This window comes from Blastopirellula retiformator (assembly GCF_007859755.1).
Taxonomy (GTDB): domain Bacteria; phylum Planctomycetota; class Planctomycetia; order Pirellulales; family Pirellulaceae; genus Blastopirellula; species Blastopirellula retiformator.
Genome location: NZ_SJPF01000001.1, coordinates 163,452 through 186,247, shown reverse-complemented (window position 1 = coordinate 186,247; position 22,796 = coordinate 163,452). Strand labels below are relative to the sequence as shown.

The 22,796-nt window shown below is 58.9% G+C and carries 18 protein-coding genes; 10 read left to right on the top strand and 8 right to left on the bottom strand.

Annotated elements, in window-relative coordinates; genetic code table 11:
• The first annotated feature begins 361 nt into the window (after window positions 1–361).
• Entirely contained in the window at window positions 362–676 is a 315-nt protein-coding gene (locus Enr8_RS00755; RefSeq protein WP_146428715.1) for a hypothetical protein, read from the top strand.
• On the opposite strand, the gene Enr8_RS00750 is transcribed toward Enr8_RS00755, so the two are convergent.
• From Enr8_RS00750 to amt, 5 genes are all read right to left on the bottom strand, one after another.
• A complete protein-coding gene (locus Enr8_RS00750; protein WP_246119901.1) occupies window positions 627–1,307 on the bottom strand; it encodes an REP-associated tyrosine transposase in 681 nt (226 codons plus the stop codon). The genes Enr8_RS00755 and Enr8_RS00750 overlap by 50 nt on opposite strands.
• 24 nt (window positions 1,308–1,331) lie before the next feature.
• Window positions 1,332–4,763 (bottom strand): efflux RND transporter permease subunit, encoded by a 3,432-nt coding sequence (locus Enr8_RS00745; protein ID WP_146428714.1) that lies wholly within the window; start codon window positions 4,761–4,763, stop codon window positions 1,332–1,334.
• 63 nt (window positions 4,764–4,826) lie between these two features.
• A complete protein-coding gene (locus Enr8_RS00740; RefSeq protein WP_186767358.1) occupies window positions 4,827–6,029 on the bottom strand; it encodes an efflux RND transporter periplasmic adaptor subunit in 1,203 nt (400 codons plus the stop codon).
• Between the two features lie 308 nt (window positions 6,030–6,337).
• Window positions 6,338–6,937: a YfbM family protein gene (locus Enr8_RS00735; protein WP_146428712.1), complete on the bottom strand. Its 600-nt coding sequence runs from the start codon at window positions 6,935–6,937 to the stop codon at window positions 6,338–6,340.
• A 138-nt stretch (window positions 6,938–7,075) separates the two neighbouring features.
• Window positions 7,076–9,352 (bottom strand): ammonium transporter, encoded by a 2,277-nt coding sequence (gene amt / locus Enr8_RS25180; protein WP_222434778.1) that lies wholly within the window; start codon window positions 9,350–9,352, stop codon window positions 7,076–7,078.
• 656 nt (window positions 9,353–10,008) lie between these two features.
• Here amt and Enr8_RS00725 point away from each other — a divergent pair.
• The 3 genes from Enr8_RS00725 (at window position 10,009) to Enr8_RS00715 (ending at window position 12,271) form a co-directional block, all read left to right on the top strand.
• Window positions 10,009–11,088 carry a DUF1559 domain-containing protein gene (locus Enr8_RS00725; RefSeq protein ID WP_186767492.1) on the top strand — a complete coding sequence of 360 codons (1,080 nt, stop codon included), beginning with the start codon at window positions 10,009–10,011 and terminating at the stop codon, window positions 11,086–11,088.
• A gap of 241 nt (window positions 11,089–11,329) precedes the next feature.
• Window positions 11,330–11,779 carry a hypothetical protein gene (locus Enr8_RS00720; protein ID WP_146428710.1) on the top strand — a complete coding sequence of 150 codons (450 nt, stop codon included), beginning with the start codon at window positions 11,330–11,332 and terminating at the stop codon, window positions 11,777–11,779.
• A gap of 135 nt (window positions 11,780–11,914) precedes the next feature.
• Window positions 11,915–12,271, top strand: a complete 357-nt coding sequence (locus Enr8_RS00715; RefSeq protein ID WP_146428709.1) for a hypothetical protein — start codon at window positions 11,915–11,917, stop codon at window positions 12,269–12,271.
• Between the two features lie 12 nt (window positions 12,272–12,283).
• On the opposite strand, the gene Enr8_RS00710 is transcribed toward Enr8_RS00715, so the two are convergent.
• A complete protein-coding gene (locus Enr8_RS00710; protein WP_146428708.1) occupies window positions 12,284–13,525 on the bottom strand; it encodes a hypothetical protein in 1,242 nt (413 codons plus the stop codon).
• A gap of 1 nt (window position 13,526) precedes the next feature.
• The gene (locus Enr8_RS00705; RefSeq protein ID WP_186767356.1) at window positions 13,527–13,862 is read right to left on the bottom strand and encodes a hypothetical protein; all 336 of its coding nucleotides are present in this window, start codon (window positions 13,860–13,862) and stop codon (window positions 13,527–13,529) included.
• Window positions 13,863–13,946: 84 nt separating this feature from the next.
• Between Enr8_RS00705 and Enr8_RS00695 the strand changes: the two genes are divergently transcribed.
• The 6 genes from Enr8_RS00695 (at window position 13,947) to Enr8_RS25175 (ending at window position 20,176) form a co-directional block, all read left to right on the top strand.
• On the top strand, window positions 13,947–14,576 hold the full coding sequence (locus Enr8_RS00695; protein ID WP_246119900.1) for an RluA family pseudouridine synthase: 630 nt from the start codon (window positions 13,947–13,949) through the stop codon (window positions 14,574–14,576).
• A gap of 1,367 nt (window positions 14,577–15,943) precedes the next feature.
• Complete coding sequence (argB, locus tag Enr8_RS00690; RefSeq protein ID WP_146428704.1) at window positions 15,944–16,822, top strand: acetylglutamate kinase; 879 nt, start codon at window positions 15,944–15,946, stop codon at window positions 16,820–16,822.
• Window positions 16,823–16,897: 75 nt separating this feature from the next.
• The gene (locus Enr8_RS00685) at window positions 16,898–18,109 is read left to right on the top strand and encodes an aspartate aminotransferase family protein (protein WP_146428703.1); all 1,212 of its coding nucleotides are present in this window, start codon (window positions 16,898–16,900) and stop codon (window positions 18,107–18,109) included.
• A 117-nt stretch (window positions 18,110–18,226) separates the two neighbouring features.
• A complete protein-coding gene (gene argF, locus Enr8_RS00680) occupies window positions 18,227–19,144 on the top strand; it encodes an ornithine carbamoyltransferase (protein WP_146428702.1) in 918 nt (305 codons plus the stop codon).
• A 103-nt stretch (window positions 19,145–19,247) separates the two neighbouring features.
• The gene (rph, locus tag Enr8_RS00675) at window positions 19,248–19,961 is read left to right on the top strand and encodes a ribonuclease PH (protein ID WP_146428701.1); all 714 of its coding nucleotides are present in this window, start codon (window positions 19,248–19,250) and stop codon (window positions 19,959–19,961) included.
• Between the two features lie 56 nt (window positions 19,962–20,017).
• Window positions 20,018–20,176, top strand: a complete 159-nt coding sequence (locus Enr8_RS25175) for a hypothetical protein (RefSeq protein WP_186767355.1) — start codon at window positions 20,018–20,020, stop codon at window positions 20,174–20,176.
• 56 nt (window positions 20,177–20,232) lie between these two features.
• Here the strand turns inward: Enr8_RS25175 and Enr8_RS00670 are convergent, their stop codons facing one another.
• A complete protein-coding gene (locus tag Enr8_RS00670) occupies window positions 20,233–22,791 on the bottom strand; it encodes a DNA gyrase subunit B (RefSeq protein ID WP_146428700.1) in 2,559 nt (852 codons plus the stop codon).
• Window positions 22,792–22,796: the final 5 nt, after the last annotated feature.

Genomic DNA, 22,796 nt, shown 5'->3' with positions numbered 1-22,796 from the left:
CTTAACAACCCAGTGGTGGATGTCGTCGGAGGTAGGATGGCTTCGGCAGAGGCGGCAGGCAGGCAGGAAATCAAATGCCGCGAAGGTCCATCCGGCGCAAGGGGTATTGCGCGGTCCTCCTCGCTACTGGCGCGACCAACAACCCCATGCTGGTCGGCGTACCGCGCAGTATAGGCCTGCCGCGAATCGAGAGTCAAACGAAATCTGCAGGCCCATTGGCCTTAGGGACAGCAGCACTCCCTTAATTTCTCTGAAGAGGTCTTAGTGGCCGCCCGCCACGAGAAATCATTTCGATCTTGACCCACTGCGTCCGTTTTGATAATACCCACTCCCCCAAGGTTTATTTCTCGGAGAGTGGGTCATGTTGCGTCGTCAGTTTCTGCGTTGGATTGCGGTCGGGTTCGCCCTGTGCGTTGGCCTGTTCGTATCGCCGGTACAGGCCCAGTCAGGCGTCGCTTCGCTCAAAGAAACGCTCGAGAAGGGACTCAAAGCGCGTCGCCCGGTCGAGCTCGAGTTCATCGCCGAGGTGATCGAATTTGTCGAACTGGGCGCCCTCAAGCGAAACCGCGTCATGGCCTGCTTCGAGTACGCCCGACGCCGCAACGAAAACCAACCGATGCGGTACTTCATCCCCGCGATGCGCATCGAAGCGAAGCGGGTTGGGGTCGATTTGTAAGACGTCCTTCGTCGCCATCCAGCGTAGGGCAGGCCGTGCCTGCCGAGATCGATCGACTCGCCACTACTCTCCGGTCGAGTCCTGGAATATCGCGAAACTCAAGCGCCAAACCTCTTTCGCCGCACGCCCAATTTCTGTGGTAGACGCCTGCGGTTACCCAACGATGGAAACTCGAAGCCAGCCAGTCGCTAAGGCACTTCACCAGCCCGTGCTTTACTGGGTTGTAGTGGATGTAGTCAAAGTGCCGCTCAAAGTCGTCTTCGTCCTTGATCGTATGTTCCCAGAAGCGGGCTTGCCATACGCCGCGGCGACCTTCTTTTTGCCGAGCCGATGAAACGCGTTGCTCGCGACCACCCGCTGCTAGCCAACGCTGCGTGAACTTTCTCTTGGTCCACGACCAGCACCGTGAGTAGTCGTCGTCCTCTTTCGGTACCGTCCATATGGTATGCAAATGGTCGGGCAAAAGAACGATGGCATGGACTTCGAAGGGCCAAAGTTCCTGGCACTCGCGTAAGCAATCGCCAAGCAGTTTCGTCGCGGACCGATCCGAAAAAATCGGTCGGCGACGTTGCGTTACCAGCGTAAAGAAGAAGGTACCGCCAGGGAGGAAGTAGCGTCGAAAATTTGGCATGTTTCTCGCTACAAAGGGGTCTACTTATTCGCCGGGCGGCTTGCTTTCGGCAGGCACGGCCTGCCCTACTTCTTTTTCTCCGCCTTTGCCCATCAAACGCATCACGACGTAATAAAACACCGGCGTGAAGATCAAGCCGAAGAAGGTCACCCCTAACATCCCGCTGAACACCGCCACGCCCAGGGCATATCGCATTTCGGCGCCGGCGCTATGGCCGAACAACAGCGGCGCAACGCCCAATACGAACGCAAAGCTGGTCATCACGATCGGTCGCAAACGGGTCGTAACGGCTTCGATCGTCGCTTGTACCAGCGGCAATCCATCCCGCTCCATCCGATCTTTGGCGAACTCGACGACAAGAATAGCGTTCTTACACGCCAGACCAACCAACACCACAAACCCGATCTGCACAAAGATATTCAGGTCCATCGGTCGGCCTACCATCGTCGAGACGACCAAGCCGGCCAGCGCCGCCAACACGCACATCGGCACCACCAGGATGATCGTCACCGGCAGTTCCCAGCTCTCGTACTGGGCGGCGAGAATCAGGTAGACCAGGATCACCGCCCCCAGCAAAGCGGAGATCGGGTTTTGCAGCACGTCTTTGAAGGTCGTGAACTGGCTCGCCTGCTCTTGCAGGAACGAGATTTCGGTCCACTCCGCTTCCATCGAGGTCGGCAGTTCCCGATCCGCAAGGTTATTCAACGTATCGAGCACCTGACCGGTACTGATGATCGGTAGATTGACGCCGTTGATCGTCGCCGCCGGGAAACCATTGTAGCGGTTGATCAGCACCGGGCCGGTACTGTCTTCGATTGTGGCGATCGTCCCGAGCGGAACCATCTGGTCGTTGCGACCACGGACCTTCAGCTGCCGCACCGTATCGGGATTCACGCGGAAACTCGGTTCGGCCTGCGCGTTTACTTGCCACGTACGTCCAAACCGGTTGAAGTCATTGACGTAAACGCCCCCCATGTAACCCTGCAGGGCGCTGAAGACCTGCTCCAGCTCAACTCCCATTGACTTGCACTTCACCCGGTCGATGTCGATATACAACTGCGGCGTGTTGGCTCGGAAGTTGTTAAAGCACATGACGATACCGTCGGTATCGAGCGCCGTGTTCGCCAAGTGATCGGCTTGGGCCTGCAAGACTGCCAGCCCATTATCGCCGCGATCTTCCACCATCAACTTGAAACCGCCCGAGTTGCCCAAACCGTCGACCGCCGGAGCGCCGAAGACCGACACCCGGGCCTCCTGAACATGGCGGAATTTCTCACGCAGCAGCTTAGCGATATGATCGGCGCCCGTTTCCACCGTGCCACGTTCATCGAACGGCTTGAGCACGATGAAACCGCCGGCGAAGTTCGAGCTGACCGCATTCTGAATGAACGATTGTCCCGACACCGCCAGGATATGTTCGATCCCTTCGGTATCGAGCACGATCTTTTCGAGTTCCGCGACGACGGCGTCGGTTCGCTCGCGCGACGCCGCGTCAGGCAACTGCACGTCAAACAGCAGATAACCTTTGTCTTGGCTCGGGATAAAACCGACCGGAATCTTGGTAAAGCCATACGCGGTCAGCGAGATCAAACCGACGTAAATGATCAACGCGATCGTGCTGATTCGCAGCAGCGAGGCGATGCCTTTGCCGTACCACTCGGTCGCCTTATCAAACGCCTTGTTGAAGACGCCAAAGATCGCTTTCAACGTGTCGTTGACCAGCTTGGCGGCGAAGTAACCGACCACCGCCCCCGGCACAAATAGCGCCGCCATTAGCCACATCGGCATTCCACCGCCATCGTCGCCATGTCCGCCGCCTTCGGCGCCGCCGCCAAAGAAGAAGCTGCCGATCCAGATTGTCAGCAAACCGCCTAGCGCGACGATGCCCCACCAAGGGAGCGCCTCGCGATGTTCGGTATGGTCTTCTCCTTCTTTCGGATCGCGGAAGATCGACGTGGCCCGCGCCGGCGTCATCGTCATTGCGTTGAGGGCCGAGATCAACATCGCCGCCGCGATCGTCAGCGCGAACTGGCGGAAGAACTGACCGGTGATGCCTCCCAAAAACGCACTCGGAAAGAACACGCTGCTCAACACCAACGTGATCGCGATGATCGGACCGGTGATTTCCTCCATCGCGTGGATGGTCGCATCGCGCACCTTGTAACCCATCGCGATCCACCGCTCGATATTCTCAAGCACAACGATCGCATCGTCGACCACAATCCCAATCGCCAGCACCAACCCGAACAGCGTCAGGTTATTGAGCGTAAAACCCATCACCATCAAGATCGCGAAGGTGCCGACCAGCGACACGGCGACGTCGATCATCGGCAGCATCACCGCCTTCCAGTCTTGCAGGAAGAACAGCACGACGATCGCCACCAGGATCACCGCGTCTCGGAGCGTCTTAAACACCTCATGAACCGACTCCGTGATAAACGGCGTCGTGTCGTAAGCGATCATATATTCCAAACCGGGCGGAAACCGCTCGTCCAGCTCTTTCATCCGCCGCTTCACCAAGTCGCCCACTTCCAGCGCGTTGGAGCCTGGCAATTGAAACACGCCCAAGCTGACCGACGCCTTGCCGTCCATCCGGCTCGACGTGTTCATGTTCTTGGCGCCCAGCTCCACTTCGGCGATATCGCGGATCCGGGTGATTTGCCCATCCGAGCCGGTTTTCACGACGATGTCGGCAAACTGCTGCGGATCTTCCAAGCGGCCGAGGGTGGTCATCGTCAGCTGCAGCTCTTGTCCCTTCGGAACCGGCGGCTGACCAATCTGGCCAGCGGCGACCTGCACGTTCTGTTCTTTGACCGCGTTGATCACGTCGCCGGCGGTCATGTTGCGGGTCGCCAGCGCATCGGGATTCAGCCAGATCCGCATGCTGTAGTCTTGTTGGCCCAGAATCTGGACGTCGCCCACCCCTTCCAGCGCGGCCAACTGGTCGCGAACCTGAATCGTCGCATAGTTGCTCAGATACAGCTGGTCGTAGTCGGCTTTGCCGGTCTCCGGGTTCTTTTCGGCCAGCAGCGTCACCGCCATCAAGATATTGGGGGACTTCTTTTTGGTCGTGACGCCGGTCTCTTTCACCACGTCCGGCAACAGCGGCGTCGCCTGAGCGACCCGGTTTTGCACCAGCACCTGGGCCATGTCGAGATCGGTCCCCAGGGCGAACGTCACCGTCAGCGTATAGCTGCCGTCGCTGGCCGACTGCGAGGACATATAGATGGCGTCTTCGACGCCGACTACCTGCTGTTCGATCGGGGCGGCGACCGTATCGGCCACCACTTGCGCACTGGCGCCAGGATACGAACAGGTCACCGAGACGGTTGGAGGCGCGATCTCTGGGTATTGGGCAACCGGCAAAATCCAGACGCAGATCGTTCCCGCCATAATAATGACGATCGAGATCACCCAAGCGAAGATCGGTCGATCAATGAAGAAGCGAGCCAGCACGAGTTGCTATCCTTGGTCGATGTTCAGGTCGGTCGGTTGCAAGCGGTCGGAAATCGCAAACAGTTACGATTTCGCAGGCTCAGCGGCGGATTCTTCCTTCTTCGGATCGGCCGGCGGCTGTTCCGACTTTTCCAGCTCTTCTTCGTCCGGGCGGATCATCCGCTTGTCGATCGCCGGCGGCTCTGCCATCTTCCCTTCTTGCGGGACGACCGGTTTGCCGGGGCGAACCAACAGGTTGCCGTTGATGATCACCTTCTCACCCTCTTTCAGGCCCGCGGTGATGACGCGGTCTTTCCCTTGTTTGGAACCAAGTGTGACCGGACGGCGCTGGGCGATGTTTTTGTCGTCGACGACATAGACGTAGCGATCGCTCTGGTCGGCGCCAATCGCGACTTCCGGAACCAGAATCGCCTCGTAAGGATTAGCGGCGGCGACTTTCACCCGGACGAACATCCCTGGAGCCAGCGCTTCGTCGGCATTGGGGACGACCGCACGCACGCTCAGGGTACCGGTTCCGGCGTCGAGTTGGTTCGAGCCAAAGTCGATGATTCCTAGTTCCGGATAGACCGAGTCGTCAGCCAGCGTCAGTTGGACCGGGATCTTGCGATTCCGCAGCGGCACATGGCGCGTCTCGTGCTGCGCGACTCGCTCTTCGGTAAACTTGAGAAGCGCCAGTTCGTCGACATCAAAGTAGACGTAGGTCGGATTAACCGAAACGATAGTCGTCAGCAAGGTCGGCATCGCGCCAGCGCCACCTTGCACCAGGTTCCCCTTGGTGACGAAGGTCCGGTCGATCCGGCCGGTGATGGCGGCGTTGATCGTGCAGTAGTCGAGATTGACTTTGGCCGCCTCGGTCGCCGCTTCGGCCGCCTTAACGGCGGCGTCCGATTCGTTGACCGTGGCGACGCTTTCGTCATACAGCTCTTGGCTGATGGCGCCGCTGCCGACCAGTTTGTCGTTCCGGGCCAGGGTCGACTTCGCCAGTTCGTATTTCGCTTTTTGCAGATTGGTGTTAGCGACCGCTTGGTCATACTCGGCCTGGTAGGTGCTTTTGTCGATCAGAAAGAGGAGTTCTCCGGCGTGCACAAAGTCGCCATCTATAAACTCGACCGTCTGCATGTAGCCAGAAATCTTGGCATAGACGTCAACCGTCTGCTCCGCCTCGATATGGCCCGTATATTCGTCGTAGTCGATCACTTGACGTTTGATCGACTCGGCCACCGTGACCGGCGGTGGCGGGGTCTCCGGGATTTTAACTTCCGGCATGCAGCCGATCGCCACAAGGATCAGCAGAGACGCGAGTCGTGGAGAGATAGTAGCCGCGGGTCTCATCTTCGTCCTTCAGGTATTGTGAATCTTCGAAACCGTCGACCGCTCGAATCCCCGAGCTGGGACAGACGTATTATCGCGAAGCGCTCCCTCCAACCAAGCGCCCCCACGCGCAGAAAGTCTGCGCGAAGGTTCGCCCAATGTCTTACTCGGAACAGCTGGTCGTCAAACTTTGTGCAAGCGGTCGACCTTTGCCGAATTCGCCGCCCCTGGTAGCGAATATAACGACAATCCCCGTTTTCACATTAATTTATATAAGTGATTACGACTTCGTTGGTCGCCAAGGCGTCGGCAAACAGCTGCTGCAGCTTCGGAAAGACCTCAAACAGCCCTTCCACTTCTTCCAGCGTCCAGCCGCCGGGATAAGGCTCGGGATAGATCCCGGCCTCATTGAACGCCTCGGCCGAGAAACGTTCCCGCAGGTCCATAATCGACAGCGGAGCCAGCGCGGCCGAGATTTCTACGATCTGCTCCCGCGGAAAACGACGCGCCGGTCCATATGAAGCGTCGAGCATGGTCGCCTCACCCCCCATGACGACCTGAAACAGCGGATCGTCCGGGTCACTATCGGGCTGCAGCGACGAATCGCCCGTCAGCAAAAAATGGAGGGCATGCCAGTCTTTTTCGAGATCGACCCGCGTCGGATCTTCTTGCGCTCGGGCAAACGCCGCCAAGATCTCCGGCCCATGGGCGGCGATCGCCTCAGGATCGTTCATCATTTGCGTCATCGCCGCCATGTCGATCCCCGGCATGCTGCAGAGAAACGCGATCCCCTGCTCCGGATCTTGCTCCAACTCCTTCAACTGATCGGCCGAAAGCCGGCGATAGGTGCAGGTCATTCCCATCCGCGCAATCCCTTCTCGCAATATAGAAGTTCGCCCCCAGCCGCCGCTTTGACTTCAAATCAAAGCGGGGCGGTAGGTCGAATCTAAGGGATCATGCCCAGAATGTCACGTGAATTTCCGTGTCGCCAGACCCTCCGATTAGGGAGCGTCGCTATCCGCCAGCACCCCTTCCAGATCTTCATACGACTGACGAACTCGGGCGGCGATCTCGGCTGTACCCGAACGAACTTCGCTGAGCCCCTTCATCATCTCTTCGATCATCTGCACCACGTCGTCGCCGATCACGTGGATGTCGCTCGACGCTCGCTCGTGCTCTTCCATCGAAAGGCGAATCGATTGTCCCATCTGGGTGCTGATGTCGCTCACCTGGCGAATCACCTCCAGCGTTTCGCCAATCTTGCGGACGGCCCCGCGAGAATCTCCCTGGATCGTGACGATGCGATTCGAGATTTGCCGCGCCGACTCGGAAGATTGCGAAGCCAGCGTCTTCACTTCGGCGGCGACTACCGCAAAGCCTTTGCCCGCATCGCCAGCGCGAGCCGCTTCGATCGTCGCGTTTAGCGCCAGCAGGTTGGTTTGCTCGGCGATGTCGTCGATCAGCGCCAGGACCGCTTCGATCTCGGCCGCCGAACGATCAAGCTTCTTGACCGTCTGCTGACCTTCGGTCGAGTGCGTCAGGCCCAGGTCGGTCGCTTGGCGCGACTGGTCGGAATGTTGGGCGACGTCACGCAACGACTTGACCAGCCCATCGATCTGCTCGAAGACCGCGCGGACCGAACCAGTTACTTGCTGCGAACGTTGGCTGGAGATCTTCAGCACGCGCTCAATCTCTTCGTTTTGCGACTGGATCACCGCGACGTTTTGTTCAACGCTGGATTGATACGAGCGGAGCCCGGTCTTGATGCGACTGCGCTGTTGCTCCAAATGCCGCATCGCGTTTTGAGCCGACGAATGTTCGTACCGGATGGTGTTGATCAAATCGTTGTAGCAGCGGGCCAGGTCGCCCACTTCGGTCCCATGTTCGACGTCAACCAGTAGCGATCCGTCGTACGTTTTCGCTTCGGTCGCCCGCTGCATCGCTTCGGCCAGTTCGAGCAAGGTCGAGACGGCGCCATGCTCGGCGACGTTCAAACCAATCCGCTCCTCCTCTTCGCTGACTCGCAGCGGCATGAACAGACTGAGCGTCTTCAGCAAGACGAAGGTCACGCCAAACGACCAGAGAAAACCAGCTCCCACGCCGATCGCTTGCGTCTGCAATAGCGACAGGTGCGTGATCCCTTCCGGCAGGTTGTCGGTTTCGATAAAGATCGCAACCGCCAACGTGCCAAAGGCGCCGCAGAAGCCATGCACCGGCACGGCGCCCACCACGTCATCCAATTGCAAGAGATGCTCTAGGAACAGCGTTCCAAAATAGACGACCAGGCCGGCGCCCACGCCAATCGCCGCGGCGCCCATCGTATCGACCGACGCACAACCGGCCGTGATGCCGACCAATCCGCCTAGCACGCCGTTGGCGATCATGTCCGGCTCAGGACGTTTGGTCGGACCGAACCAGGTCAACAGCGACGTCGCCAAGCCGCCAAAGCAAGCGGCCAACAGCGTGTTGACCGCGATCGGCGCGACGTCGGTGGTCGCCGCCAACGTGCTGCCGCAGTTAAAGCCAAACCAACCGAAGAACAAGATGAACGTGCCCAGGAACACCAGCAGCAAGTTATGCGGCGGAATCTTGCGCGGCGCGCCATCTTTGTCGAACCGCCCAATCCGCGGACCGATACAGATCAAACCGGCCAGCGCCACCCATCCGCCAATGCTATGCACCACGGTCGAGCCGGCGAAGTCGATGAAGCCGAGTTGTTCGAGCCAGCCCCCGGCTCCGCCGTGAAAGAAACTTCCCCACGCCCAATGGCCAAAGATCGGGTAGATCAGCGCTGAGCAGACCAGCGACATTACCAGGTAGGTGACGAACCGCGTTCGCTCGGCCACGGCGCCCGAGTCGATCGTCGCCGCCGTTCCGCAGAAGACCGCCTGAAACAAAAAGAAGAGGGCCAGCCACGGGTTCTCGCCGACCGAAAACGCAAAGTCGGACGTGCCAACCAGCCCGTACCAACTGGCGCCAAACATCAGGCCGAAACCAAACAGCCAGAACGCGATGACTGCGATCAAGAAGTCAGCGACGTTCTTCACCGCCACGTTGATCGAGTTCTTGGCCCGGGCCATCCCGCATTCCAGGCACATGAATCCGGCCTGCATCAAGAACACCAGGGCCGCCGCGACCAGGATCCAGACGTAGTCCAGCGGCGTGGGGCCGTTCTGGGCGGCAAGCTGGACGACGTCTTCTCGCTCCTGGGCGGCGACGAGCGAACCACAAACCAGCGGCAAGAGTAGCGCCAAACTCCACGGCATTCTGCGAGACATATGAGGCCTGATGTAACTGTTTTTTTATACTTCCATAATTTTCCCTAACGCAAAAAGATGGCCCTAGGTCCGATTCTGTCAACGCAGTAGTCACGGGTTCCCTCAAAATCCAGAGAAAAGATGATCATGTTTCCACAAAACTACCTATTATCGATTTAAGGGGGCAGAAAAAGAGATTCCCTATACCCCGAGGTGATCATTCCGTGACCACCACCCGAGGGAAACGTGCGAGCGCAATGCCAACAAGATCCGAGTGAGTGGTAATGGGTGAAAAAGTGTCAATAGAGTCGCGACAAAACCCCTCCTCTTGTCGGAATCGTATCGAAATTGATTTGCAGATGCGCGATACAGAGAATTTAATTTGCGCACCTGCGAGAGTTTTGGTGCAAAATCTAGATTTAGTGAAAGGGCTTTCCGCCCCTCAGAAAGCTGCAAATCCAATGTTTTGGGAGGATTATCCCCCATTCGACCAAGCTTGTTCTTTTCGCCGAATGTCGTCGCAAGAAATCGGGCGAAAAAATCTGAGCCATTCTTCTTCCATGTTTAGAATCGCTTTCGTCAGGCAATTACTGGCGAAGATGGGTCTAAAGGCGGCCTCTTCGTCAACCAACGTTTCGAATCATTCGTCTATTCCTTTTTCTCTGCGAGTCGAAACCATGATCCGCTCAGTCCGTCGCCCCGGATTTACGCTTGTCGAACTTCTGGTGGTCATCGCCATCATTGGCGTCTTGATCGCCCTGCTGCTGCCGGCCGTTCAACAGGCCCGCGAAGCTGCCCGCCGCATGCAGTGCACCAACAACCTGAAGCAGTTCGGTCTGGCTGCCCACAACTTTGAGAGCACCTTCAAGAACTTCCCGCCGCTGCGTCACTCGAAGTCGGTCAACACTGGGACCACCACGGTTGTCGCGACCAGCGAAGCCCCGGCTCAGGTCTTTCTGATGCCGTTCTTCGAACAAGGGGCCGCTTACGACCTGTTTGATCTTGATTACAACGTCAACAGCGGCAGCCCGATCCACAGCAGCATCCCGGCCAAGTCCGGCGCCAACTCGGCCGCTCGCGTCGCTCAAGTGCCGTTTATGCTCTGCCCGTCCGATCCGTCCAGCAATGACTACTACGGCGCCGGTCGCTTGAACTATCACGCCTGCATCGGCGGCGCCAACATGTATGGCGGTTCGCCAATCGACGGCGTCTTCGCCAATCCGCGAGCCACGACGGTTGGTCAAGTGATGAAGGGCCCGCGGATGGGCGATATCACCGACGGCTTGAGCAACACCGCTCTCTTCTCGGAAGTGATGAAGGGTACCAAGCAGTTCAACGACTATGGCCAATACGACAACACCACCGTGATGTTGGGCTCGTCGGCTTACACCACCGACGCTCAGATGAGCGATGGTCGCAACCTGCAGGAATGCCTGCCGGGTGGTTACGACACCGTCGGTTCGGTCATTCGTTACACCGGTCACCAATACTACCGCTGCTTGCCGCAGATGGTCACCTACAGCCACACGCTGCCGCCGAACTGGAACAAGAAGGTTTCCGATCCGAATCGTCAGCGTTACAACTGCGGCAACACCAGTTTCGTCGCGACCCACATGGCTGCCTCCAGCCTGCACCCGGGCGGCGCCAACTACTGCCGTGCGGACGGTTCGGTCGGCTTTGCGGTCGAAACGATCGACTTCGCCATCTGGCAAGCGATCGGCAGTCGTGATGGCGGCGAAGTCGCCACGATCGACTAACTGCCTGTTGAAAAATGCCATCGTGGCATTTTTCAACCTCGCCAGGCTCAGAGCGTAGCTCTTCGCGGCTCGCAAAATAACGACTTACGTCGCTATTTTGGGATCGCATCCGTCGAGAAAATCAACGGACTGCTAACCATCATCCTGTCGAAACTTTGGTCTCGCGGACAGAAAACTTCGATCACGTTGATCCGAGGTTGTCCGCCAGGCCCGCTCCGCGACCAATGCTAGGTAGACGCTAATGAACGCTTCCAATCTTCGTACCCTGCTCACCATCTCTTTGGTACTGACGCCGCTGCTGTTCGCCGTAGGTTGCGGCGGCGCCGGAAAGACGGAAGTTGGGGCCAGTACCGAACCCGGCATGCCAGGCGCCCGAGACGCTTTGACTGGTCTCACCGAACTGCTGAAGTACGTGAAGCACGAAGGGCTTCCGGCGCCCAGCAGCAAGCGAGATTTCATGAAGTACGATCCGATCTTTCCCGACATCGGCACGCTGGTCCAAAACGGGAAGGTCGTCTATCTCTATGGCGCCCAGATCGATCCCGGCAATCCGGAAGAGAAGCTGGTCGCCATGCAGGCCGACGCCGCCGAAAATGGCGGTCTGGTGCTCGTCTCAACGGGCGAAGTGAAGTATCTGGAAGCGGCCGAAGTCGCGTCGCTGCCTCCGGGCGGCAAGCAAAGCAAGAAATAAGCGCGTCCGTCGCGCTTCGTGGTTTGGGGACGCAAATGCGTCCCCATTTTATTGCGCGGTGAAAATTGTTGCCGCCGGCGCCGATCGCAGATAGATTCATGGCCACCCTCATCGTTCCTCCCACAGGAGCCGCTGGTGCAGCCGATTCCGCCCAATCTACTTGGTAGCCTCCCACCTAATCTCGCCGCCGACGCAAGCCGGTGGTGGGACAGTCTATCGGACGACGCCCGCAAAGAGATCTTCCTGTTCGAGACCTTCTCTGAGGAACATGCCGACCTAGTCACCGGCGGCAAGTTCCTACCGCATGACGACGCCGAGCAGCGCACCTTTCATATCGGTTGCTCACAACATCCCGCTGCCCGGGCCTGTTTGGCCAAGGGAGAAATCGCCGCCGACTTTGCTTGTCCGTTTGCGGATGGCGACTGTCGCATGCGGAAGATCTTGGGAAGTCGGAAAATCGTCGCGCTACGACCGCTCGCCCAACAATCTTAGTCGAACTGCCCTTCACCGCGCCAAGCGATCGCGCGGCTCGGCGTTCAGCCAAAACCGCTTGGTCGCCTCGGTCATCTGTTCTGGACCCCGGTAGCGCGTCTCGGTTCGCTCTCCCCGCCACCGATCGGCCGGATCTTGCACCGAAAGTTGGCTGAATAGCGCCACGCCGTATCGCTGGGCGACGGCGATCGCCACGCCCGTCTGAAAGCGATCGTCTGGGTAGATCGGCACATTCAGCGCGTGCAATGACCACTGCGACGCATCCAGTCGATAGGCGCCCCACTCGGTCTCGATCAAAAAGGGACGCAGCTTCTCCGGCAGCGCTTCGGCCGCGGCGCCGTCGATGTACAAGTCAGCCCGCGAGACATGTGACGCATACAGCGCCCAACCCGGCCAGGCATCGCAATACCCAGCCGGTTCCAGCAGCGGCAACAGCAGCACCAGCGACGCCATCCCAATCCCGATCGCTCGCCATTTCGCCGGCGGCGGCTCTGCCGTTTCGTCCTCTTCCTTCATGGCGATCGGCCAGAACAGCAGCGGCGCCTGAGCGAGAAAACAAAGGTTCCAGAGCAGCACGCCGGGCCAGTGATTCAGTCCCAGCGGTCCTACGACCAGCAGCAGCGACGCATGCATCACCGCGGCGAGAATCACGCCCGCCTTGCGAGTTCGTGGAATCGCCAACAGCACGCCGACCGTTAGTTCCCCTAGCGGAAAGAGGAGCGTCAACGCTTGCCGCGTCGTTTCGCCAAACGCCTCTTTCGCGCCGACCCAACCGAGTAGCACGTTCAAAAACGTTTGTCCCTCGTCCAGCATGAACGGCGTGTTCAACTTCGACAGCGCCGAGTAGACGTAGATGCTGATCACGATCCACCGCAACAGCCGGACCGCCAGCTTCGCCTCGCAGGTCGCGATGATGACCGCAGCGAAAATCACCTGATACGCCCACGGTTGAAAGCGATGCTGGTCCAGCAAACAACTGGCCGTCAAACAACAAGCCGCCGACCACGCAGCCAGCGGCGCGATCCTTTTCGGTGCGACCAGCCACGCCAATAGCGAACCAAAGATGCCAACCGCCAGCACAAAATCAATCGCCGCCGGAGCACCCACCAATACCGACAGGGCCGGCACCTGGGGATAATCGGTCTGCGGCAACCACAACTTGTAGGACGTGCCGATTAGTAACAGTCCGACAACCGCCAACAGTCGCCGATAATAGACGAGCCGAACTTCTTCGCTGGTGGAAAACTCGCTCACCTCAGCGGCTCTCCAAATAGACGATCCGGCAGCCGATCATCCGCTTCCGTAGCGACTTCACCAGTTCGCCGCTTACCTGCGATCCGCTCAAGGTCAGCAGCCTCAGCGATTTGTTCGCGGCCAAACGCTCAACGCCGATGTCGGTAACGGCCGTGTCGCTCAAGTCCAGCTCTTCCAGCTTCTGCGCGTCATCCAATAGGGCCAGTTGCTCGTCCCCAATCGCTTCGCCGCAGGTCGAAAAGTCGACCGTATGCAGACGTCCACTCTTGCGCAACCGCAGCCGGGCGCCCAGCGCTTGCAGCGTTTCAATCAGTTCTGGCGGATCAGCGTCAGGCATTGCACGGCGTCTATCAAAAAAGGAGGTCTCCGTCTCTAATTCATCGTAGTTCGTTTCGCCCCTGCTGAACATGGAACCCTGCTGGTGCCCCGCGCCTGGAAAGTCCTGCATCTCGACGAGCAGCTGATCGTGCTCGACAAGCCGAGCGGGCTTCTCTCGGTCCCCGGCCGCGGCGACGACAAGTACGACTCGCTCGCCGTGCAGGTCGCCGCCGACTACCCCGGAGCCCGCAATGTGCACCGGCTTGATCGCGACACCAGCGGGGTGATCGTGATGGCCTTCGACGCCGAAACGCATCGCCAGCTCAGTCGCCAATTCGAACAACGGGAAACCAGCAAACGATACGTTGCGATCGTCGCCGGTCAGGTCGCAGATGATTCCGGTCGCATCGAACTCCCCCTGCGCAAAGACTTCGACCATCCCCCGCGGCACATGGTCGATCCCGAGCTGGGCAAACCGGCGATCACCGATTGGCAGATCGAAACGTGGCTAAAAGATGCGACGCGACTCGCGCTGATTCCGCAAACCGGGCGTAGTCATCAACTGCGAGTTCATCTGCAGGCAATCGGCCACCCGATTCTCGGCGATCCCCTCTATTCTCCGCCCGAGATCAAAGCCGCAGCGCCCCGCTTGATGCTGCATGCGCAGGAGCTGGAGATCACGCACCCAGCCAGCGGCAAGCGGATGCGGTTCACCGCGCCTGCTCCGTTCTAAACGAACAACAGGGGTGCATAGCGCCATGCTCTTGCGGCGTCTTCGCCGGCTTGAAGCATGTCTTCGAAGTGACGAAACGCATTCAAGGCATGCTCATCCGTGTGCCACTGCTGGCTCGTCCAGCAGTGAGAACAACGGACCAATCTCCCACGCCATTCACCGGGACGCGACCGAGCAGGTCTCACCTTCCAAGACCTAGAGGCCAAGCACTGCTGGACGAGCCAGCAGTGGCGCCCGTTGCGCGGTCATAGGCTCTACTTCAAGCCTCTCCCCTGAATCTCGAAATCGACCTGGGGAAAACTTGTCGAATCCCCGTTCACACCCTGTCGATAGGCGGTCGACGCCCCGTCGATTCAGCGTCGACAGCCTGTTGATGATGTCGATAACGGCAGCCCAAAAGGGACCAAACCGCCTTGCCGCGGGGGTCGACTGTTGGTATAAATTTGTCCAGGCACAATACCGAAAACCAGGGAACGAAGCTCACGTTCCCTGCCGGTTAATGCTGCGCGGTTCGCGCGGCTAACCCCCAAGTCGATCGACAGACAACCCGGTTTGGCAGGATCTCGGTGCGTCTCGACGCACCCTACCCAAGAAAAAATGCAAACAGCGGTCCAGTCCCAAACTAACCCGAGTGCGCAAGCCGAGGGAATGCGGTCGCCACTGGTTTGCGGCACCGACAAAAAAACGAATCGTCCAGTCCAGTCCCAATCAGCCGATCCCCAGCGTTCGGACAGATGGGTGACACTTTACCCGGCCGATCCACCACCACCGCGCGAAAAAAACGAAACCAGCGGTCCAGTCCCACACGAACCCAAGTGCGCAAGCCGAGGGAATGCAGCCGCCACCAGTCAGCAGCGGCGAAGAAAAAACGAAAACGTCTAGTCCAGTCGGAGCACCCGTTGCGAATTTGTCCCGTCTGGATGGTCACTAGCGCACAGAGACGCCCAATATGCTGGACAGATCGCCTAAGTTAACATTCCACGCAGCAGGTTAAGATCACAAAAAAACGGCGCTCCGCGGTCCAGTTTTCCGGGTCCGGGTAGGGTGCGTCTCGACGCACCAAAGTCCCGCTTTCGACTAGCAATTTAGTTCGCGTGGAAACGCAATGGCGCCAACAGGTTGCGTTGCTACGCCAGGCCGATCGTGGCCGTCACAACAGGTTCCAAGGTGCGTCCCGACGCACCCTTCAAGAGTTTGGGTCCCAAAAAAACCGGCCACTTTAGCGGGACTTGCCCCGAAATCCGCGCCAATTGACACGCCGATTCGGCCCCATTTAAAATGGCGCGTTTCTCCCTGGGCGCAAAAGATCGACAGGGAGGGGTAATCTATTTCTTGCTGGCGGCCCAGTGCCGTAGACGGAGACCTCGTTGGAAGAAGCGATCCAAAAAGCGGATGTCCTGATCGAAGCGCTCGGCTGGATCCGTCAGTTTCGTGACAAGATCACGGTCATTAAACTCGGCGGCAGCGTCATGGAAAACCCCGACGCCCTGCGGCACGTATTGATCGACATCGTCTTTATGGAAACGGTCGGCATGTGGCCGGTCGTCGTGCATGGAGGTGGCGCCGCCATTAGCCGCGCGATGGAAGCCGCCAAGATTGAGCCTCGCTTTATCCATGGCCGCCGTTATACCGACGACGCCACGCTGAAAATCGTCGAAGAGGTTCTAGCCGGCGAAATCAACGAAGGAATCGCCGCTAATATTGAAGAGATCGGCGGCCGGGCGATGAACCTCAACTTCAAGACGACCAACGTCTTGTTCGGCGAGAAGATGCAGTTGGAAGGTCCCGACGGCGAGTCGCTCGATCTGGGCAACGTCGGCAAGGTGACCCGCGTCGATCGGACGACGATCGAGAACCTCTGCTACGCCGGGCAAGTGCCGATCATCCCGTCGATGGCGCTCGACGAAGCGACCGGCGAAAAACTGAACGTCAACGCCGACACCGCCGCCAACGCCGTGGCCGAAGCGCTCGGCGCCGAGAAGCTCGTCTTCCTGAGCGACGTCAACGGCGTTCGCACCGACAAAGACAACGCCGAAACGCTGGTCCACTCGCTCAACGGCGAGAAGGCCCGGGCGATGATGGCCGACGGCCGGATTGCCAGCGGCATGATTCCGAAGGTCGAAGCCTGTCTGCAGACGCTCGACCGGGGCGTCAAGAAGATCCACATTATTGATGGCCGCATGCGACATTCGCTGCTGCTGGAGATTTACACCAACATCGGCGTCGGGACTGAAATCGTTCATTAGCCGAGCTGCGCGAACCAGCGCCGCGGCGATCTGTCCCCCTGCTTTCCCTTTTCCATGTGCCTGGAGGCCAGATAGATGTCGACCAGCGTTAGCCATCTCAGTTCGCCCGAAACGGTCGAGCTATTCAAGCAATACGTCGTTCCCAATTATGGCCGGTACCCGGTCAGTCTGGTCCGCGGCGAAGGCTCGCGCGTGTGGGATGCCGAAGAGAAAGAGTATCTCGACTTCTTCCCTGGCTGGGGCTGCAATCTGCTGGGTCACTGCCCGGAGATGATCGTCTCGGCCGTGCAGGAACAGATCGCCACGCTGATTCATGTTCCCAATAGCTGGTTGATCGAAGCCCAAGGTCAATGGGCCAAGCTATTGTCGGAGCGCAGCTTTGGCGGTCAGGCCTTCTTCTGCAACAGCGGAACCGAAGCGAACGAAGCGGCGATCAAACTGGCTCGCCTGCACACGCCGGCCGAGCGCTACAAGATCATCACCTTCCAAGGCGGTTTTCATGGCCGCACCTTTGGCGCGACCTCGGCCACCGCGCAGCCGAAGTACCACGAAGGGATCGGCCCGCTGTTGGCTGGTTTCAGCTACGCACCGTTTGGCGATCTGGAAGCGGTCGAACAACTGATTGACGATCAGACCGCCGCGATCATGGTCGAGCCGATCCAAGGGGAAGGGGGCGTTCGCATTCCGCCGGAAGGTTTTCTCGCTGGGCTTCGCAAGCTGGCCGATGAGCATGGTCTGCTGCTGATCTTTGACGAAGTGCAGACTGGCTGCGGACGAACCGGCCAGTGGTTCGCCTATCAACACTTTGGCGTCACGCCTGACATTTTGACGCTCGCCAAAAGCTTGTGCGGGGGCGTTGCCGGCGGCGCTTTGCTGACGACCAAAGAGATCGCCCCCAGCCTACGACCTGGCATGCATGCGGCGACCTTTGGCGGCAACCCGATTGCGGCCCGGGCCGGCGTTGCGGCGATTGAACAGATCGAACGCGACAACCTGCTGGAAAACGTCGGCGTGATCAGCGAGATCTTCCGCGAGCGGATGTTGGCGCTGAAAGAAGAATGCGACCTGGTGCAAGAAGTTCGCGTCGTCGGCATGATGATCGGCGTCGAACTGACGATCGAAGGCGCCCCAGCGGTGAAAGCCTGTTTGGAAAAAGGGCTGCTGATCAACTGCACGCAAGGCAACGTCGTACGACTGTTGCCGGCGATGAACCTGACGCCGGAAGAAGTTCACCAGGGATGCGATATCCTGGTCGACGTCATCCGCAACATGGCGCCTGCCGCCTAACCGACTTGTTGCGACTTGATCGCCGCGGTCACTCTCCACCGCGGCGATTCGCTTTTCTCCTCTTTCTCACGACTGGCCGAAACGTTTTCGACCGATCCGATTCGAAGCGAGACTGTTATGCGAAATCTGCTTTCCCTGTTTGATCTCTCGACCGCAGAAATGGAGTCGATCTTCTCGATCGCCGCCGATCTTAAAGCGAAGCTCGCCAAAGGCGTACGCGAGCCGCTGCTGCAAGGTCAAGTGATGGGCTTGTTGTTTGAAAAGCAGTCGCTGCGGACCCGCGTTAGTTTTGAGACCGGCATGGCGCAGCTGGGCGGTTCGAGCCTGTTTCTCGGCGAAGACGTCGGTTGGGGAAAACGCGAAGCTCCGCAAGACTTTGGCCGCGTGATCAGCCAGTATCTCGACTTCATCGTCTGTCGCGCCAAGTCGCATGAGAGGGTGATTGAGCTGGAGACCCACTGCACTTGCTCGATTATCAACGGCCTGACCGACCTGTTCCATCCGTGCCAGGCGCTGGCCGACTTGATGACGGTGCAGGAAGAATTCGGCAAGCTGAAGGGAATGAAGATCGCGTATGTTGGCGACGGCAACAACGTCAGCCGCAGCCTGGCTTTGGCGTGTGCCAAGATGGGCGCCGAGTTCGCCATCGCGTCGCCGAAAGGTTACGAGCTGGATCAACCGTTCCTGGTTCGCGTTGATCAAGCTTGCCCCGACGCGGTAGTCCAGCAAACCAACGATCCGTTTGAAGCGGTCGATGGCGCCGTCGCCGTGTATACCGACGTCTGGGCCAGTATGGGTCAGGAAGCGGAACAAGCGAAACGCGAGATCGACTTCGCCGACTACCAGGTCAACAAAAAGTTGATGGACGCCGCCGCCAAAGACGCGATCTTCCTCCACTGCCTGCCGGCGAAGCGCGGCCAGGAAGTGACCGACGAAGTGATGGACTGCAAGACATCGCGCATCGTTGAACAAGCCGGCAACCGCATGCACGCTCAAAAGGGCGTACTGGTCTGGCTGTCGCAACAGAAGGGTTAGTCCCCAATCGTAGGGCAGGCCATGCCTGCCGAGACTGATACGTTTTCCATTTCGGCAGGCACGGCCTGCCCTACGGGTTTGTAGAATCACCACGAAGGACATCATGGCACGCCACGACGGACGCAAAGCGAGTCAAATTCGCGAACTGAGGATCAAACGCCGCTTTACCAAGAACGCGGCCGGCAGCGTGCTGATTCAAACCGGCGCTACGACCGTGCTGTGCACCGCCAGCGTCGAGTCAAGCGTTCCCCCGTGGCTGAAAGGAAGCGGCAAAGGCTGGATCACGGCCGAGTACAACATGCTGCCCGGCAGCACGCCGACCCGCAAGTCGCGCAAAGTTGATGGTCGCACCACCGAGATCCAGCGGCTAATCGGTCGTAGCCTGCGGGCGGTGGCCGACCTGGAAGCGCTGGGCGAGCAGATGATCACGGTCGACTGCGACGTGCTGGACGCCGACGGCGGCACCCGCACCGCCAGCATCACCGGCGCCTTCATTGCGCTGGTCGACGCTTTGCAAACGATCGAGCTGCCTGACCCCAAGAAGTTTCCGCTGGTCGACAGCGTGGCCGCAGTCAGCGTTGGTTTGGTCAATGGCGCAGGCGCACTTGATCTCGACTACATCGAAGACGTCGACGCCGAAGTCGACATGAACGTGGTGATGACCGGCAGCGGCAAATTCGTCGAAGTGCAAGGCGCCGGCGAAGAGGCGACCTTCACCGAAGAACAGCTAATGAAGCTGATTCAGCTGGGCAAACATGGGGTGAAGGAGCTAACCGCGGCCCAGGCCAAAGCGCTCGGAAAAAAGTGGCTTTGGTAGTCGCCCCGCAAGATCGAGCTTCCATTGTCGAGCACGACGAGTCGGCAAAGTAAACGTTGGTCCGAACTATCTCTTCCCACGGCGAAGTCTTCTGGCGAAGCGGCATCGGCTTCTTTCGCTATTGGCGGAAAGCGTATGGACGTTTCTTGCGGCTGATGGGTGGAGTACATGAGGCGGCCGCCAGCCCGTCGATTGCTTCCGATCAATCGACGTAAGGGGCGAGCCGACCTGGCTAAATCGGGTCGGCTTGTTGGATTTGCCAGAGCGAGGATTAAACGTCCAAGTTCCGCACATCCAGCGCGTGCTTCTCAATAAACTCACGCCGCGGTTCGACCTTGTCGCCCATCAAGACGCGGAACATGTCGTCCGCCGCGCTCAGGTCTTCCATCGTGACTTGCAGCAGCGTGCGGTTGCTCGGGTCGAGGGTCGTTTCGCGGAGTTCTTCCGCGTTCATTTCGCCCAGACCTTTAAAGCGGGTGATCGTTTGTCCCTTTTCGCCGGCAGAGCGAATGGCGCCAACTAGACCGCGAAGGTCTTCGATGCCGGTTTCGCTTTCGCCGCGACGCAAGCGATAGCGCGACTCTTGCAAGCCGGTTCGCTCCTGCGGGATGAGCGATTGAATGTCAAAGCCCATCGCCGCCAGTTCGCCCATCTGGATGTTGATCGTGCGAACTTCATGCAGTTCGGTGATGTGCGGAACTTCGGCTGGCTGACCATTGGTTTCGGCCTGGCCATTCTCTTCGGCAGGCGCCGCTTCTTCTCCTTCGGCCGGCTCTTCGGTCTTTTCGGCTTCGCCGGCATCTTCGGTCACCAGACCTTTTTCGATCAGGTAATCGTCAAGTTCTTTCCGCGTGGCGAACCACTCTTCCGTCAAACCGTAGACCAGATGGAAAACCGGCAACTTGCCGCTGACCGGGTCTTGCCGCACCGCATGGATCTTTAGTGAAATACCACGACGTTCCAAGGCAATGACAGCTTCTTCGATGGCGGCGAGAGAACGGCACAATTTTTCCATCTCGGCGCCAACGATCTCGCGGCCCGCTTCATCGACGAACGACGCGTCCTGCAGACCATGTTCCAGCAGGCGTTCCTTCATTTCCTCTTCGGTCTGGATGTAGGTGACCTGCTTCTTGCGGGTCACGCGGAAGAGCGGCGGCTGAGCGACGTAAACGTGCCCGCCGGCAACCAAGGCGTACATCTGACGATAGAAGAACGTGAGCAGCAGCGTCCGAATGTGCGATCCGTCGACGTCGGCGTCGGTCATGATGATGACCTTGTTGTACCGGCGTTTGTGGATATCTTGCTCTTCGCCGATGCCGGCGCCGATCGCCTGGATCATGCTCTGCACTTCTTCGTTGGCGAGCACCTTATCTTCGCGCGCCTTGTAGGCGTTGATGATCTTACCTCGCAGCGGCAAGATCGCCTGGAACTCTCGCATGCGGCCACCTTCGGCCGATCCACCGGCCGAGTCCCCTTCCACCAGGTAGAGTTCGCAGATTTCCATGTCGCGGCTGATGCAGTCGCGCAGTTTACCGGGTAAACCGCCGCCCCCCAGGGCGTTCTTGCGGCTCCGCATCATTTCGCGGGCTTTGCGAGCCGCTTCGCGAGCCTGACTGGCGAGCACCGCTTTACGAATGATCAGCTTGCCGATTTTCGGATGCTCTTCCAGGTACTTGGTCAGGAAGTCGCCGACCGCCGAGTTGACGATCCCTTCGACTTCGCTGTTGCCTAGCTTCGTCTTGGTCTGCCCTTCAAACTGCGGGTTAGGCACCCGCAATGAGATCACCGCGGTTAAACCTTCGCGGAAGTCGTCGCCCGACAGCGAGATGTCTTTGAGCAACCCTTCCTTCTTCGCATAGTTGTTCAGCGTGCGGGTCAGGGCCGTTTTGAAACCGCTGACGTGCGTTCCCCCTTCGTGCGTGTTGATGTTGTTGACGAAGGAGTGGAGGTTTTCGGTGTATTCCTCGGTGTACTGCAGTGCGATGTCGAAGCCGACCTCTTCCGAGACGCCTTCCAGCGAAATCACTTCGGGATGCATCGCAGTGGAAGCGCGGTTAAGATGTTCGACGTATTCCACGATGCCGCGTTCGTACTGGAACTCGCCACCTTCGTCGGTTCGCTCATCCTTGAAGATGATCTTTACGCCGCGGTTGAGGAACGCCAGCTCTTGCAGACGCTTGAAGAGCGTGTCGTAGTTGAACTTGCTGACCGAGAAGATCTGGCTGTCGGGCTTAAAGCTGGTCTTGGTTCCCCGTTTTTTGGTGGCGCCACCTTTGCGAACCGGACCTTGCGGCACGCCCCGCTGGTACTCTTGCTGCCAGATGCTGCCGTCGCGATGGACTTCGACTTCACACCATTCCGACAGAAAGTTGACCACCGTCACGCCGACGCCGTGCAGACCGCCGGAGGTTTGGTAGGCGCCCTTGCTAAACTTGCCGCCGAACTTCAGCACCGTCATCACCCCTTCCAGGGTCGAGACTTCGCGGCCGATCTGTTCCGACAGTTGCGGGTGACGTTCGACCGGGATGCCGCGGCCGTCATCTTCCACCGTGACCGAGTTGTCATTGTGGATCGTGACGGTGATCGCCGAGGCGAACTCGGCCATCGCTTCGTCGATCGAGTTATCGACAACTTCATAGACCAGGTGATGGAAACCGCGGACCCCGCGGTCGCCGATGTACATACTCGGACGCTCGCGGACGTGCTCCAGGTCAGAAAGATGCTCCAAGTCGGTCGCGATGTATTCCGAATTGGCCTTGGCCATTTCGGCTTGTTTGGCGGCGTCTTTGTTTTCCGGTTCCGGCAGCGGTTGGTTCGATTCGTCAGTCATGGAAG

What these genes read in the sequence shown, in the direction of transcription:
- Enr8_RS00755 (WP_146428715.1), top strand. Translation starts at nt 362, where the DNA reads ATGTTGCGTCGTCAGTTTCTGCGTTGGATTGCGGTCGGGTTCGCCCTG.
- Enr8_RS00735 (WP_146428712.1), bottom strand. Translation starts at nt 6,937, where the DNA reads ATGGGAATGACCTGCACCTATCGCCGGCTTTCGGCCGATCAGTTGAAG.
- Enr8_RS00685 (WP_146428703.1), top strand. Translation starts at nt 16,898, where the DNA reads ATGTCGACCAGCGTTAGCCATCTCAGTTCGCCCGAAACGGTCGAGCTA.
- Enr8_RS00705 (WP_186767356.1), bottom strand. Translation starts at nt 13,862, where the DNA reads ATGCCTGACGCTGATCCGCCAGAACTGATTGAAACGCTGCAAGCGCTG.
- Enr8_RS00670 (WP_146428700.1), bottom strand. Translation starts at nt 22,791, where the DNA reads ATGACTGACGAATCGAACCAACCGCTGCCGGAACCGGAAAACAAAGAC.
- rph (WP_146428701.1), top strand. Translation starts at nt 19,248, where the DNA reads ATGGCACGCCACGACGGACGCAAAGCGAGTCAAATTCGCGAACTGAGG.
- Enr8_RS00720 (WP_146428710.1), top strand. Translation starts at nt 11,330, where the DNA reads ATGAACGCTTCCAATCTTCGTACCCTGCTCACCATCTCTTTGGTACTG.
- Enr8_RS00725 (WP_186767492.1), top strand. Translation starts at nt 10,009, where the DNA reads ATGATCCGCTCAGTCCGTCGCCCCGGATTTACGCTTGTCGAACTTCTG.
- argF (WP_146428702.1), top strand. Translation starts at nt 18,227, where the DNA reads ATGCGAAATCTGCTTTCCCTGTTTGATCTCTCGACCGCAGAAATGGAG.
- Enr8_RS00750 (WP_246119901.1), bottom strand. Translation starts at nt 1,307, where the DNA reads ATGCCAAATTTTCGACGCTACTTCCTCCCTGGCGGTACCTTCTTCTTT.
- amt (WP_222434778.1), bottom strand. Translation starts at nt 9,352, where the DNA reads ATGTCTCGCAGAATGCCGTGGAGTTTGGCGCTACTCTTGCCGCTGGTT.
- Enr8_RS00740 (WP_186767358.1), bottom strand. Translation starts at nt 6,029, where the DNA reads ATGCCGGAAGTTAAAATCCCGGAGACCCCGCCACCGCCGGTCACGGTG.